15 protein-coding genes are annotated in these 15,312 nt (G+C 44.1%); all 15 read right to left on the bottom strand.

Annotated features, from left to right (window positions below; translation table 11 throughout):
- Positions 1-189 precede the first annotated feature (189 nt).
- The 15 genes from fliJ to L884_RS0117305 all read right to left on the bottom strand — a co-directional run bounded on the left by fliJ (position 190) and on the right by L884_RS0117305 (position 15,250).
- Positions 190-630 (bottom strand): flagellar export protein FliJ, encoded by a 441-nt coding sequence (fliJ, locus tag L884_RS0117380; RefSeq protein ID WP_028768689.1) that lies wholly within the window; start codon positions 628-630, stop codon positions 190-192.
- Positions 631-657: 27 nt separating this feature from the next.
- Complete coding sequence (gene fliI, locus L884_RS0117375; RefSeq protein WP_028768688.1) at positions 658-1,998, bottom strand: flagellar protein export ATPase FliI; 1,341 nt, start codon at positions 1,996-1,998, stop codon at positions 658-660.
- A complete protein-coding gene (fliH, locus tag L884_RS0117370; protein WP_028768687.1) occupies positions 1,967-2,938 on the bottom strand; it encodes a flagellar assembly protein FliH in 972 nt (323 codons plus the stop codon). Before fliH ends, fliI begins: the two co-directional genes overlap by 32 nt.
- Positions 2,938-3,987, bottom strand: a complete 1,050-nt coding sequence (fliG, locus tag L884_RS0117365; RefSeq protein ID WP_028768686.1) for a flagellar motor switch protein FliG — start codon at positions 3,985-3,987, stop codon at positions 2,938-2,940. Before fliG ends, fliH begins: the two co-directional genes overlap by 1 nt.
- A complete protein-coding gene (fliF, locus tag L884_RS0117360) occupies positions 3,977-5,677 on the bottom strand; it encodes a flagellar basal-body MS-ring/collar protein FliF (RefSeq protein WP_028768685.1) in 1,701 nt (566 codons plus the stop codon). The genes fliG and fliF overlap by 11 nt, the downstream gene beginning before the upstream one ends.
- A 41-nt stretch (positions 5,678-5,718) precedes the next feature.
- Positions 5,719-6,051 (bottom strand): flagellar hook-basal body complex protein FliE, encoded by a 333-nt coding sequence (fliE, locus tag L884_RS0117355; protein WP_028768684.1) that lies wholly within the window; start codon positions 6,049-6,051, stop codon positions 5,719-5,721.
- 300 nt (positions 6,052-6,351) lie between these two features.
- Positions 6,352-7,704, bottom strand: coding sequence for a sigma-54-dependent transcriptional regulator (locus L884_RS0117345; protein WP_028768683.1), 1,353 nt, complete (start codon positions 7,702-7,704; stop codon positions 6,352-6,354).
- Positions 7,697-8,758 (bottom strand): sensor histidine kinase, encoded by a 1,062-nt coding sequence (locus tag L884_RS0117340; protein WP_245603160.1) that lies wholly within the window; start codon positions 8,756-8,758, stop codon positions 7,697-7,699. The genes L884_RS0117345 and L884_RS0117340 overlap by 8 nt, the downstream gene beginning before the upstream one ends.
- A 185-nt stretch (positions 8,759-8,943) precedes the next feature.
- The gene (locus L884_RS0117335; protein WP_028768681.1) at positions 8,944-10,377 is read right to left on the bottom strand and encodes a sigma-54 dependent transcriptional regulator; all 1,434 of its coding nucleotides are present in this window, start codon (positions 10,375-10,377) and stop codon (positions 8,944-8,946) included.
- 277 nt (positions 10,378-10,654) lie between these two features.
- Complete coding sequence (gene fliS, locus L884_RS0117330) at positions 10,655-11,065, bottom strand: flagellar export chaperone FliS (RefSeq protein WP_028768680.1); 411 nt, start codon at positions 11,063-11,065, stop codon at positions 10,655-10,657.
- A gap of 6 nt (positions 11,066-11,071) precedes the next feature.
- The gene (locus L884_RS0117325) at positions 11,072-11,392 is read right to left on the bottom strand and encodes a hypothetical protein (protein WP_028768679.1); all 321 of its coding nucleotides are present in this window, start codon (positions 11,390-11,392) and stop codon (positions 11,072-11,074) included.
- 22 nt (positions 11,393-11,414) lie between these two features.
- Positions 11,415-12,779, bottom strand: coding sequence for a flagellar filament capping protein FliD (gene fliD / locus L884_RS0117320; RefSeq protein ID WP_028768678.1), 1,365 nt, complete (start codon positions 12,777-12,779; stop codon positions 11,415-11,417).
- A gap of 35 nt (positions 12,780-12,814) precedes the next feature.
- Positions 12,815-13,195 carry a flagellar protein FlaG gene (locus tag L884_RS0117315; protein WP_028768677.1) on the bottom strand — a complete coding sequence of 127 codons (381 nt, stop codon included), beginning with the start codon at positions 13,193-13,195 and terminating at the stop codon, positions 12,815-12,817.
- A 130-nt stretch (positions 13,196-13,325) separates the two neighbouring features.
- Positions 13,326-14,144: a flagellin N-terminal helical domain-containing protein gene (locus L884_RS0117310; protein ID WP_028768676.1), complete on the bottom strand. Its 819-nt coding sequence runs from the start codon at positions 14,142-14,144 to the stop codon at positions 13,326-13,328.
- A gap of 284 nt (positions 14,145-14,428) precedes the next feature.
- Entirely contained in the window at positions 14,429-15,250 is an 822-nt protein-coding gene (locus L884_RS0117305) for a flagellin N-terminal helical domain-containing protein (RefSeq protein WP_028768675.1), read from the bottom strand.
- Positions 15,251-15,312 lie beyond the last annotated feature (62 nt).

The following is a 15,312-nucleotide window of genomic DNA, read 5'->3' as shown; positions in this document are numbered from 1 at the left end:
CCATCAGCGTTAACCAATCTAACCAAACCTAGGGGTTACTCAGTCAAAATAACGGCTTTATAGCCATATTATCGATTATTGAATGCAATACTGATGCCAAATATTTGTATCACATTCAACATCACCACAGGCTGTGTTGGTAAGCATTGCAATCAAGGATTGGAAAAGTTGAGGGGTTGCGACGTGAAGCTAGCGTTTACGGAAAAACTGTTGCGAGGCAAACTCATCTATCATCTTTTGTTCGCTTCGCAGCTCAGCGAGCTTGGCTTTTTCAGCCTTATTAGCAAGTAACAGCTCAACAGCTTTACGCTTTTGCTGTTTAGCCTGCCAATTCACCTGACGATGTTGTTTTTGATTCTCAGCTTCTTTAACCGCATGTACTTGCTGGCCAATAGCTGTATCAACTTGGCGCACAAACTGGTGAAACTGATGATAATTACTGGCACTAATACTCAGGCCTTGCTGCTGCTCCATCTGCTTCATATAGTCGAGGCGATAATTTTGCAAGGCCGTAAGTTGCCCTTGGCGCTTTTGCAGCTCAAACTCGGCTGAACGTAGTTGCATCGACGCTTGTTCTTCAGCATCAGTCGCCAACTTTAATACTAAATGTAAGGGATCTGGTCTAGCCATGATGCCACTCTAGCAATAGCCACTTGATTACACTTGGCATTGCGCCCCCATTTGACTCAACATTAGCGCGCTGCTTTCAAAGGTGACTGAGTCTTTCATGGTTTGACGTAAAAATGCATTCATTGCAGGCTGTAAACGAATGGCGTTATCGATACGTGGATCACTGCCTTGACTGTAGGCGCCAATGGAGATGAGATCTTTATTTTGCTGATAAAGCGAGTAAACCTGCTTCACTTTACGCATCGCTTCAAGATGCTCTGCACTGATCACCATAGGTGCGACTCGACTAATAGATGCTTCAATATCGATTGCTGGATAATGGCCAGAGTCTGCGAGTTGGCGCGATAGTACGATGTGACCATCTAAAATTGCCCGCGAGGCGTCAGCAATAGGATCTTGCAGATCATCACCTTCTGTTAATACCGTATAAAAAGCCGTAATTGAACCTTGCTTACCACCGCCGTTACCCGCGCGTTCAACCAATTTTGGCAACTTGGCAAACACTGAAGGCGGATAACCTTTAGTCGCAGGCGGTTCGCCAACCGCGAGTGCAATTTCACGTTGTGCTTGTGCATAACGAGTTAAGCTATCCATTAACAACAATACGTTATAGCCTAAATCTCGAAAATACTCGGCAATACGGGTAGAGGTTTCACAGGCGCGAAGCCGCATTAACGGTGACGTGTCTGCGGGCGCAGCAACCACCACTGAGCGAGCTCGTCCTTCTGGCCCTAAAATCTCTTCAATAAACTCTTTTACTTCTCGGCCACGCTCACCGACTAAGCCAACCACAATGATGTCGGCATTTGTGCCACGAGTCATCATGCCAAGGAGCACACTTTTACCCACACCTGAGCCGGCAAATAAGCCCATACGTTGGCCCTTACCAACGGTTAGCATAGCGTTAATCGCTCTTACACCAACGTCAAGCGGTTCACTGATAGCTCGTCTTGCAAGAGGATTGATTGCAGCAACATGAGTCGATGCCTTTTGGTCGGTTTTTAAATTACCTAAGCCATCGATTGGCTGGCCGCTTCCATCGAGTACTCGACCTAATAAAGACAAACCAACATTTAAACCAGACTGCTGCCCAAGCGGAGTGACTTTAGCGCCTGGAAGCACACCGCGTAGCTCTTCAATTGGCATCAGATACAGTAGCTGATCGTCAAAGCCAATCACTTCTGCGATTAAGTCACCCGCCATGGTTTCAATGGCGCACAAACTGCCAACGGCAGCTCGACAGCCGGTTGCCTCTAACGTTAAACCAACAACCCGCACCAGTTGACCGCTTGCTTCAACCACAAAGGGATGTATCTTTTGTTGGTGTAATGCAAGCTTACTGCGCAGTTGGTGCGACCGTGTTGTCATGCTCACCTTCATTACTGGTTAATGCAGCGTCTTGGTCGCTACTTTGGCTATTGTCACTAAGATTAGGCGCATTGTTCTGAGTAGCGTCAGTTTGCGTCGCTTCAGCCACCTTGTGTTCTCTTGCGGCCAACAATGCCTGTTGCTGTTGCTCTTTTAATTGAGTCAAATCTTGCTGATGTTTATCAAGCTCGTTGAATACATGCTGCATACGTGTTTCGACCGTCATATCAATATGACTACGACCACTATCTATAATGCAATCGCCGGGAGTTAAACTTGGGTCGATTTCAATTTCCCAACCATTGCGTTCTAATTGAGCCTGCGAATACAGCTCTGTTACCAACTCTTGATCGCTAGGGGCAAGGCGAAGATTTACTTTTTGCTGTTTGATTGGCAATGAGTCAACACCTTGACGCAGCGCCGCTAAGATATGTTCAGGATAGGTTTTAAGTTCATGACCAATAACCACTTTGGCTAATGTCATACTGGTTGCTAGCAACTCTTTCTCAATTTCAGTATCAAGAATTGCCAGCGGTGCTTCAAATTGAGCAATTAACTGCTCAAAACGACTGACCATCTCTGTTGCAGCTTGTAGACCAGCATCAAAACCTTGTTGCTGTCCTTGTGCGAAGCCTTCTGTATGACCTTCTTCTAAACCTTGTAAACGGCCTTTTTCTAGACCTTCGTTAAAGCCTCTTTCTTGCCCTTCAGTAAAACCTTCTTGTTCTGCGTGGGCGCGAATATCTTCAATTTCACTTAAGGTCGGCGGCAATATAGTTTCCGCTTCTGCGACTTCATCTTCCGCTAGCTGTAGACTATTGCGGCCAAACATATTCAGTGATTGCGGGTCCAGCTCCTGACTTATATCAGGCAGTTCCCAATGGCCAAACTCATCCTCACTAATCAGGCTCGCCCCTTGAGGCTTTTTAGGTTCAGTCATTATAGGAACTCTTCACCGCCACCGCCGCCAAGCATGATTTCACCTGCATCACTTAAGCGACGTGCAATAGATAAGATCTCTTTTTGAGCAATTTCAACTTCACTAATGCGGATTGGTCCCATCGCTTCTAAATCGTCACGCAGCAATTCAGCGGCACGTTTTGACATGTTACCAAGCAGTTTTTCTTTAAGTTGATCGTCAGCACCTTTAAGCGCTTTCATTAGTACATCTTGCTGTACTTCACGCAGTAGCACCTGAATGCCCATATCATCAACATCGGTCAAGTTTTCAAACACAAACATCAAGTCTTGAATTTGCTGCGCCATCTCTTCGTCAGATTCACGCATGGTTTCCATCAAGTGACTTTCAACCCCAGTATCGAGGTAGTTCATAATATTCGCCGCAGCTTTTAAGCCGCCCATTTTCGCCGCTTGCGCACCACCTTGACCAGCAAACTGTTTCTCCATGATATCGTTAAGCTCTTGCAGTGCCGCTGGTTGCACTTCTTCAAGGTTAGCAATACGCATCATTAGATCGAGGCGGGTATTTTCAGGGAATTGGGCAAAAATCTCAGCGGCCTGATCAGGCTCTAAGTATGACAGCACAATCGTTTGGATCTGCGGGTGTTCATTTTGAATAATGGTCGCCACTTGACGTGCGTCCATCCATTTCAGCGAGTCTAGACCTTTGGCGCCGCTGCCCATAATGATCTGTTCAATTAGATTGCCCGCTTTATCTTCACCTAAGGCTGCAGTTAATGCCTTGCGCACAAACTCTTCACTGTTAAAGCCGATAGATGAGTACTTTTGAATGTCATCGAGAAATAGCTTGTGTACACCTATGACTTTTTCTTGACCAAAGTCCTGCATTGCCGCCATTGCCATACCGACCTTTTGAACCTGTTTCGGTTCAAGGTGCTTTAAAATTGACGCAGCATCACTTTCGCTCAAGCTCAGCAGTAAGATAGCGGTTTTTTCAATGCCGGTTAAATCACTTGGCTTAAACGCTGATATGTCGGTTTTCGCCTCTACACTAATCTCATTTGTCATCTTCAAGTAACCAGTTCTTGACGACTTGCGTCGATAATTCAGGCTCATTTGCCACTAATGCACGGATTGCTTTGATCATATCATCATCTTTGTGCAGATTCGGAATTAAGATTGAGCCATCATCAGCATAGCTATATTCCGCTTCTGGACGTTGTAACATGCCTAATGTATCTGCGGCATATTGATCTTCAATTTCTGCTAAATCCCCACCCATTTGTGGTTCATCCGGCATTTTGACGCTATCGGGATAAACCAGCTTTTTCAGCATAGGTCGCACAACCGCTAAAATAAGTACTAAGATGACCAATGCACCTAGCGCTAATCTAACAGCACGCCAGAACCATGGTTCTTCCCACATTTTTGGTGCTGGTGCAGCCTCAATAAGCTGATCCATAAATGGCACTGAAACCACTTCAATAATGTCACCACGTTGGGTACTGAAACCAACAGCACCTTCAAGTAAACGGCGGATATTAGCAATCTCTTGTTCTGTACGTGGCACTCGGCTCACACTGCCATCTTCAGCAGCTGGGGCATTTTTAAAATCAACAGCCACCGACACACTCACTCGGCGCAATGTTCCTACTTGCTGACGAGTATGACTAATAGTGGTATCAAGCTCAAAGTTACGGGTTGCTTCTTTATGTGAGCTACCCGATGTTTGCGTCGCCGCTTCAGCCGCATTAACTTCTTGCGGGATCTCAGCATTCATTGGTGGTTGGTTGGATAACGCCCCCGGAATACCACCTGTGGTGCCGCCGCTCGAGTTATTTTCAACAACCATTTCACTTCTTAGGGCAGGAAGATCAGGGTTATAGCGCTTAGCCGTTTGCTCTACTGCGGTAAAATCCATGCTGACGTCAACTTGGGCAGTAAAGTTTTCAGGCCCCAAGATTGGCATCAAAATCGATTCAATTTTATTACGATACTCTGACTCTTTTTGCTGCACTATCTCTAATTCACGGCGCGCTATCGCTGACACACCATCTTGACTACCTGAGTTTAATAGGCGGCCATTAGAGTCTGTTACTGTAACTTTATTTGGCTCTAGGTTGTGCACGGCAGAAGCAACGATATCTACAATCGAGTCAACTTCTTCTTGGCTTAACCCCACGCGGCGAGTGCTTACTACCACAGTTGCGCTAGGCTTAGAGCGATTGCGAGCAAAGACGTTTTCTTTTGGTAAGGCTAAAATTACTTTAGCGCGAGTGACACTGCGTAATTCTTCAATTGCTCGAGCAAGATTTTGCTCTTGGCTATGTTTAAGACGCGCTTGCTCCATGCGCTGGCTTACACCAAAGCCACTGTCCTTGTTAAGAAAATCGTTATTGGCTTCAACGTTATCAAGCCCTTCGCGGCTCATTAACATTTTAACTTCTTGATATTTATCTTCAGGAACTTTAACCACATCGCCCTGAATTTCATATTTGACCTGATTCTTATCAAGTACATCGAGCACCTGCACCATCTCAGCGGTGGTCATCTCACCTAAAGGACGGTATTCAGGCTCTTGCGCCCAAATCATTACAAATACAGCTAACGCTAAACAGATCGCTAACGCTAAAATCATCGTCACCTGACGCAGCATATCAACGCCGCCTAAGGAGCCCATTAGACCAGGCTTGTGCTCTTCTTGCACGCCTGATGTTTGTGGATCAGTTGCTAAACCTGAACCTGTTCCTACGACCATTTCTGTACTCACAATTGCACCCTGCTTTACGAATCAAAGGCCTAAACAGGCATGCTCATAATTTCTTTATAAGCTTCAACAAGCTTGTTACGCACTTGAACTGTTGCTTCAAATGCCACGCTAGATTTCTCTCTGGCGATCACGGTATCAGATAATGTCACCGTGGTATCTCCCATATCAAGCCGAGTGGCGAGATTAGCAGCATTTGATTGAAGTTCGCTCACATTTCCAACAGCTTGGGAGAGTAATTGGCCAAAATCAGCGCCTGAAGTATTTTGCACTTGGCGAGTGATCCCTGTTTGAACGCCAGCAGTACCAATTTGACCGTTTAGCGACTGCATCTCTTGCAGCAAAGAATTCGCACCAATTTGCATACTTAGCTCCCATGTCGTTTTCTTGACGAAAATGTTGATATAACTAAGTTAAGCAATTAGCTTGCCAATATTTTAATACCAATCAATATAATCATTTAGTCAAAAATGCGAGAGTTTTACGGCTCTGAGGGAGGTCATTGCGTGTAGCAGCTTTAATGACATTCGCGGCATCTATCCTTTATGTATATCTGGCACATACAAGACCATGCAGCGAGCAACGAGCAACGAGTAAAGAGGTTAAGTGATGCGGCCATAACTTGTCACGGTATGGCCACACTCGATAGGACGAAAGAGGCGTAATTAAACGGGTATTTCAATACCTAAGTCGCGCATTTTCGCCATCTTGTAGCGTAGGGTTCTGGCACTGATCCCCAGTTTTTCTGCAACTAACTTACGGCTACCATTGCACTGAGATAAGGTTTCTAAAATAATCACATGCTCCTGTGCTTTTAGCTCACCTCCTAAACCTTCAAGTTCAGCGGGTTTTGCCTCACTGCTACTTGCAGCCTCAGCGCTGAAATCAAGCTCTAAAGAATCAATAATAATATCGTTAGCGCTGATCTCATTGCCCGGACACAATATTAATGCTCTTTGTACCACATTATCTAATTCTCTGACGTTTCCCGGCCAACGGTGAACCAATAAGCGTCGACACGCACACTCACTGAGCTCAGGAACTTCGCTACGATTAGCGATTAATGCATGTCTTTGCAGTAGGTGTCTTGCCAAAGGCAGAATATCAGCCGGGCGCTGGTGCAGTGCCGGCCAAGTTAGCGGAAACACGTTAATGCGATAGTACAAATCTTCACGGAACTCACCCGATGTTGCCATCGCTTTTAGATCCCGATTAGAGGTTGCCAACACTCTGACGTTAAGTTTAATGGTCTTACGCCCGCCTAAACGCTCGACTTCGCGCTCTTGTAATACTCTTAGCAACTTAGCTTGTAAGCCAAGCTCCATTTCTGAAATCTCGTCCAGTAACAAGGTGCCACCTTGCGCCTGCTCAAATTTACCGGGGCAAGCTTGTACTGCGCCGGTAAAGGCACCTTTCTCATAGCCAAACAGTGTCGCTTCTAGCATATTTTCTGGAATAGCCGCGCAGTTGATTGCCACAAATGGCTCTGCTGCACGTTGGCTATGCTGATGAATATAACGTGCTAACACCTCTTTACCGCTGCCGCTTGGCCCCATAATCATCACTGATGCATCAGATGCCGCGACCCTTTGCGCCAGTGATAGCAAACCTAGGCTCTTTTCATCAGCCACCACAGGTGTGCCTTCAACACATTTAGCTGGCATATAACGCGATACTTGGTTAAGCAACACCTCTGGTGAAAATGGCTTTGATAGGTAATCCACGGCGCCAAGTTTCATCGCATTAACTGCATTATCAATTGTTGCGTAAGCGGTCATCAACAGTACAGGTAGTTTCGGGTAATATTGCTGCAGGTGGCCCAATAAGCCGATGCCGCCAATCCCTTCCATTTGCACATCACTGATCACCATATCGAAGTTATCGGTTTTTAACGCCAAAATAGCGTCTTCAGCGCAAGCGACATCAACACATTCATAATGGGCTAACATCAAGGTGTCGAGCAATGCTTCTCGTAATGATGCATCATCCTCAACTAACAATAACTTACCTTCAGACATGTACGGCTTCTCCATGCTGCTCATTTGCATTTTTAGCTATTAGGGGAAATTTTAACGATGCGGTACAACCTTGGCCTTGATGACAACTAAACTGCATACGGCCTCCGTGGTTGTTGACCACTGACTGAACAACGGCTAAACCTAAGCCTGTGCCTTGCGACTTAGTGGTAAAAAATGGCTCAAGCACCTTGTGTTGCATGGCGGCATCTAAGCCCTTACCATTATCAATCACATCCAAATGCAGGGCCGTAGGCGTATCAAACGCATGCAGCACAATTTTATTGGCGCCAGCCTCTAAGCTATTCATCACTAAGTTATTAATCGCAGAGCATAGTGCTGCATCATTAGCGCGAATTTTTTGTTTCGAGGCGTTATTGAACATCAACTGACATTGCTTCTGCTCAGCTATCGGTTGACAGTTGCTTAATACATTATCAACCACCTCATCTATGGTTAAAATGGAATCAAGCTCTTGCTGTCGCCCTTTAGCCATCAATAGCATGTCATTAACTTGATGTTCTAACTCATTAAGCCTATCGACCAACTTCCCCTGAAAACGCTTTCTGGCATCATCTGATATTTTCGGACTTGCCAAATTTGATGCGTATAGCAGTGCTGCACTTAACGGCGTGCGTACTTGGTGAGCTAAGGTTGCCACCATTTTACCGAGTGCTGATAAGCGCTGTAAGTGAGATAAGTTTTTTTGCAATAAACGGGTTTCAGTTAAATCCGTTAACACAATTAACTGCCCAGGCTCAGGGGTTAATGGCGTAATAGCTAGTTTTACACGACGGCCATTTCGCAAAGACACCTCGTGGCCATCATCATCTTGTGGTGAAAAGGCACGATTAATGATTTGCAGCCAACGTAAGCCTTCAAGCGGGCTGCCGAGCAGTTCAATTGCCACAGGGTTTGCATCGGTAACAATACCATCGCCATTAATGATCACCACGCCAGATGGCATTGCCTGCAGAATATGATCCATTCTATTGGACATATTAGCGGCTTGCTGCACATCCACTAACTGTGGGCGCAGTGGTGCCTTTAGCTTCATGGCATTATGTTGTGGCTTCAATATTGCGGACATGGTGACCCCGTCAAAAAAACTGCATTTGCACGGAGTAAAGCAATTATTGCGCCAAGCTACTTAAATAAAAGCCCGGTAATAGAAAAAAGCGACTTTATTAACAATAAAGTCGCTTTTAAAAAGGATTATCTGTTTCAGTTTTAGCTAAGTAATTACTCTTTACTTAAACCATATTTACGCATTTTTTCAACCAAAGTAGTTCGACGAATACCTAGCATTTCTGCTGCTCGTGCCACTACGTTATCTTGTTGATCTAATGCTTGCCTGATCATATCGATTTCAAGTTCTGCTAACAGATCTTTTAGATTGACACCTTCAGGTGGTAATTCACTTGGGAAACGTGTGTCAGGGATCTCTATTGGCTCTTCATCATTAAAGATTGAAGCCAATGCATCGCGCTCGAGTTGCTCTTCACTCACCTCAACACAGTACTCAGGCACATCGATATGTCGGTACTTAATCGGCAGATCATTCACATCTACAAGTCCGCCCGGATAAAGAATAGTGAGTCGCTCAACTAAGTTTGATAGTTCACGTACGTTACCTGACCAAGCATGCTCTTTAAGTGATTCAATAGCACGCTGAGTAAAACGAACTCTGCCACGACCTTCGTTATATACGCGGCTGACAAGCTCTTGTAGCAGCAGCGGTATATCTTCTTTGCGCTCACATAGCGCTGGCATTTCAATTGGGAATACGTTTAAGCGATAGTACAGATCTTCACGGAACTCATCTTTCTCGATCATCTGCTCTAAATTTCTGTGAGTCGCAGCCACGACTCGCACATCAGCAGAGATTGATTTGCTACCGCCAACCCGCTCGAACATACGCTCTTGGAGGACACGTAACAACTTAACTTGCATCTGCAAAGGCATATCACCTATTTCATCAAGAAACAGGGTTCCTTTTTCAGCAAGCTCAAAACGACCTTTACGTGCACTAATTGCACCAGTAAACGAGCCTTTCTCATGACCGAAAAGTTCGCTTTCTAATAACTCTGGCGGAATTGCGCCACAGTTGACCGGAATAAAAGGCCCGTCGCGGCGATCTGAAATGTAATGGATATTACGCGCAACCACCTCTTTGCCGGTACCAGATTGACCTAAGATCAACACTGTTGCTTCAGAGCTAGCAACTTGGTGAATTAAATGGCGAACGTTGGCAATGCCGTCACTACGTCCAACTAGACTTCTAAACAGTTTAGTCTGGTTAGCACTTGTTGGAATTTCAGGACGCTTTACTTGACCATAGACTTGGCAAAAGTGCAGCAATTCAGTTAACTGCGGATAATTCAATGGCTCTTCAATAACGCCTAATACATTCGACGCTTTAGCATTGCATCCACCACCAAGTAATAATATGGGTTGCCACGGAAGCGCAGCAGTCAGTGACTGAATGAGTTCTGGTGTTTGATTTTCAGACGGCAGAACAATCGCACGAAAGCGCGTTTGTTTAGTGTAAAGGTTAAGTTTATCAAAATCGACTAACTCAACTTGCTCACCTAAAAATTCAAATACACATGACAAGCGATTAATTCGCTCAGACTGGTTACCGACCAGTAGAATTCGTTGATCTGTTTGCATCATTCCGAAGGCCGTTAGGCTCAAATATTTCAGCGCATTAATTATTAGTGTTGGTTGCTTTGTTTAAAGCTCATTTTCAAGCGGATAGTTATCTAAAAGCTTGTTCAAACTAACTATCAATAGGAATAGTGTATTATCAGCACGCTATAAGCAAGCCCCTGATGAGTATTATGCCTAACTCACTTGCTTTTCGCTTAAAAAGTCCTCACTGACAGTCCAGTTTGTCATCTTTTTGACAGATGACAAAAAGGAGGCTTTGAAACCTCCTGTTTTACCGTTTTTACATCGCACTTGAATGCGAGTCTATATGATGTTGCTCCGGTGGAATCGCATCCCAACCTTCTTTAATTGTTCTAATGATACTGCTCACATCATCAAGCGCTTGCACATCATTATTCAAATTGGCTTCAGAAATTCGACGTAACATAAAGTCGTACAAATCACTTAAGTTTTTTGATACTTCTCCAGGCGCTTCCATATTCAAGCTATTATTTAACCCTGTGATAATACCAATAGCCTTGCCGATAAATATCCCTTTGTTAGCAAGATCATTGTTTTCAATTGCATAACGGCTCTGGGCAATACGTTGCAATGCACCATCAAACATCATTTGAATGATTCGGTGTGGCGATGCTACAGCGATTTCACTTTCTAGCGATACTTTACGATATGACTGGAGAGAACTTCTCATTTAAACCTACCTATTTGAATCTATCGTCTTGTAGACATTTAACTGGCGTTTATTTTTACGTCCCACATGCAGCAATGCTTGCCTATGCTCTTTTATCATCACAGCTTTAGCTTCAAAGGATTGCGTCATTTGTAGCTGCTGCTGTAACTCAGCGGCATTCGCTGCTGTAGCATGTTCAAAAACACTGTTGAGTAAAACTTGACGTTTGCCTACAAGCTCCTGCAAGTATGATACCAACTCATCAGTCGTCTCATCTTCTGCAGGGATCTGATTGAGCTTATTTAAAATGCTCTCAATCTCTGTATTTAATTGGTTTAACTGCTCCATACTCTTCTCCCTCGCTTACCGTTTACTGACTAATCACGCCGGGAAGAGAGTTTAATCTGTCAGCTAAACCTGCGCTCTGTTGATTAAGTTGGCCTACAAGCAGATCCATCGCATTAAATTGCTTGAACAAACGCGCTTCAAGCATCTCCATCTTCAAACTAAAGGCTTCACGTTGATCATCAAGGCGTTGCTGATCATTAGTTAACGCATTATTGCGGCTATCGATTAAGCCCCCCGATTTCACATAACCTTCAACTAAGTTGTCGAGGCCAACGGCAATACCTGAATCTTCTTTAGTGAAAAGCCCTTCGATTGCACTCATATCCTCAGCAATCATCTTGTCCAGCTTTTCATCATTGATAGACATCTTGCCATAGCGATCTGTCTCAATACCGATATCGTAGAGCGCCAAAGTTTCGCCATCGACATCAACACGATTACTGATCATATTACGCATTTGTGATTCGATTGAACGGATCATTGAGTCGCCCTGCAGCGCAGCAGCTTCCTCTTTCTCCATGTCGTAGCTTGATAACTTATTAATCGACTCAGTTAAGGTGTTATAGGCATCGACAAAGCCTTTAATGTTTTCTTTAACGGCTTCATTATCTTGCTCAATCTTCAAGGTTGAGGTTTTATTGAGGTCAGCATCAGTTAATGAAAGCGTCACACCGGTAATGGCATTTTCAACGTCATTGCTTTGCGAAGTCACTTTCTGACCGTCAATATGCACAATAGCATTTTGAGCAACTTGCAAAGTCTCTAGGTTACTACCGCCAAACATATCACTTAAGCCTGAGCCAACGGTATCCGTCGCTGTTACGCTGACCTGATTGTCTGTGCCGGTTTCATCAGAACTAAAAACTAGCCGGCTACCGCCATCACTTTTAATGATTGTTGCTGTAACGCCTGAATTATCTGCCGAATCATTAACTTTTTTCGCAATAGTCTCTAGCGAATCACCCGCTTCAATATCAACAGAAAATGCTTTGCCATTTACTTCTAGGTCAAGTTTACCCTGACCCACTGCGGCCGTCGGATCAGCTACATTTGCGCCAGCAACTTTATGGGCTGTCGCTAGTTGCTCAACTTTAATTTGATAACTACCAACTTGTGCATTTTTGTCAGCTGTAGCGCTAAAGTAAGGGCTGTCGCCGGTTGAAACTGAACGGATATTTAACGAGTCAGGATCACTTAATTTCTCAAGTGCATCTTGGAATGTCGACAACTGGCTTTTTAAAGTGCCAATCGCGGATACTTTGGCTTCTATCGAAGCTTCAGTTTTGTCAAAAATTGCTTCTTTAGGTACTTTTTCGGCATCAACTAATACCCCAACAATAGTATTAATATCAAGGCCTGAGCCTATACCGGTTGCTGTTAATGCCATTTTTGCCCCCTAGACAAAATTTAATTGACGCTCGACTACGCCTCAGTTTTAAGCAAGAATCCCGCCACTTCTGCAAGTTTCTGTGCCAATTCTAATGCTTCTTCATTAGGTATTTGCCGGATCACATCGCCTGAGGCAACATCCATCACACTGACTACGCTTTGACCTGAGTCTTCATCCACTCTAAACGCCAAGCCTTTGCGCATTAACGACATCATATCGTTAAGTTCGTCAGTCACACTCATCAGTGCTTCAGAATCCAACTCTTTCGCTGGTTCTTCTTGCAAAGCTGCTTCTTGGCTCCCAGCAACTTGCTGAACTTTTTGCTCATGAGTTGCTTGTTCGGCTTCGGTTGTTGCCGCCTTAGCATCAAGATTGACCATTGACGGGTTAGCTGCAACTGCACTTACATCCATTGTCATACTCCACCTCCATAGCTATTTGAAGATATCACTTCGCTAAACAGTAGAAACAACAAAGGGAGATCCACAATGAATCCCCCTTTTTACTACTTATTAATCTTGACTCTCACTTGGAGAGTTAAAATTAAAGAAGTGACAAAGCAACTTGTGGTAATTGGTTTGCTTGGGCAAGCATCGCAGAACCAGTTTGTTGTAGTACTTGGTTCTTAGTCATTGCCGCAGTTTCTTTAGCGAAATCCACGTCTACAATACGGCTCTTAGCATCAGCAACGTTTGCTTGAGTGTTAGCGCTGTTGCTAATGTTGTGCGATAAACGGTTTTGCATCGCACCTAGCTCTGCACGCTGACTATCGATGTTTTTAATCGCAGCGTCAAGCTTACCAATTGCAGCATCACGGCCTGCTGAAGTTGTCACGTCTAGCGCAGCAACTGAAAGTGTGGTTGCGTTAGTTTGCTTAACAGTAATCGTCACGTCTTCACCGTCTTGGTGACCAACTTGGAAATCTTTACCGCCAGAGAAATCACCTGTCATTAACTTAGTGTTACCAAATGCTGTTGTATCACCGATTGAAGTGATCTCTGTCGCTAACTGATCCATCTCTTCTTTGATAGCTGTTAGGTCGTCGGCACTGTTTGCACCGTTTTCAGATTGAATTGCCAAGTCACGCATACGTTGTAGCATGTTTGTTTGCTCTTGCATTGCACCTTCTGAAATTTGTGCAATAGAGATAGCATCGTTCGCGTTACGCATACCAACATCTAGACCACGAACCTGTGAATCTAGACGGTTAGAAATAGCTAGACCCGCAGCGTCATCTTTAGCACTGTTAATGCGAAGACCACTTGATAAACGCTCCATTGATGTAGCCAAATTTTGGCTAGAAGCATTCAAGTTCTTTTGCGCTTTCATAGAAGTCACGTTTGTATTTACTGTAATAGCCATAATTTGTTTCCTCTTTAAATACCTGGCTTAAAAACTTGCCTGTCTATTTACGCCAGGCGGGTCTATTGGGTTACAGTAACTTTAACGGCAGCGATTTTTTATTCTTTAGACTTTTTTTAAAAAAATATGCACTTTTCAATCAACAATAGAAAAACACTATAAAAAACAATAACAAATAACTTTCAAACTGCTAAAAAAACAAATCCACATTAGCAGTAATCTGCTAATGTGGACTAGTTTGTATCTGCATAAACAGCTTATAAAATAATAAGCTTATTAAGCTTTTAGCCTAACAGTGATAACGCAACTTGTGGCAACTGGTTAGCTTGCGCAAGCATAGAACTACCTGTTTGTTGTAACACTTGGTTCTTAGTCATCTCTGCAGTTTCTTTAGCAAAGTCAACATCTACAATTCGACTTTTCGCATCTGCAACGTTAGCTTGGGTATTGGCACTGTTACTGATGTTGTGAGACAAACGGTTTTGTACCGCACCTAATTCGGCGCGTTGAGTATCAATACTCTTAATCGCGGCATCAATTTGCCCGATTGCAGTGTCACGACCTGCAGATGTTGTCACATCAAGACCAGTTACAGATAGTGAAGTCGCATTGGTCTCTTTTACAGTAATAGTGACATCTTCACCATCTTGATGGCCAACTTGGAAGCTTTTACCGCCAGAGAAATCACCAGTTAACAGCTTAGTATTACCAAACGCTGTGCTATCACCAATAGCGGTGATCTCGGTAACCAGCTGATCCATTTCTTCTTTAATAGCAGTTAAATCATCAGCGCTGTTGGCACCGTTTTCAGATTGAATCGCCAAGTCACGCATACGCTGCAACATGTTAGTCTGCTCTTGCATCGCACCTTCTGAAATTTGTGCGATTGAGATCGCATCGTTTGCGTTACGCATACCCACTTCAAGACCACGAACCTGAGAGTTTAGGCGGTTAGAAATTGCCAAACCAGCGGCATCGTCTTTTGCACTGTTAATGCGAAGACCACTCGATAAGCGCTCCATTGACGTTGCAAGACCTTGGCTTGAAGCATTTAGGTTCTTCTGCGCTTTCATTGATGTAACGTTGGTATTAACGGTAATAGCCATTGTGATTTCCCTTATCTAAATTTACCGCCAAGACTTCAGGCTTGGCTAATTTCGGTTAATTT

Source organism: Shewanella fidelis ATCC BAA-318 (genome assembly GCF_000518605.1).
Taxonomy (GTDB): Bacteria; Pseudomonadota; Gammaproteobacteria; order Enterobacterales; family Shewanellaceae; genus Shewanella; species Shewanella fidelis.
The sequence above is the reverse complement of the archived record's forward strand: the minus strand, read 5'-3'. Positions and strand labels throughout refer to the sequence as shown.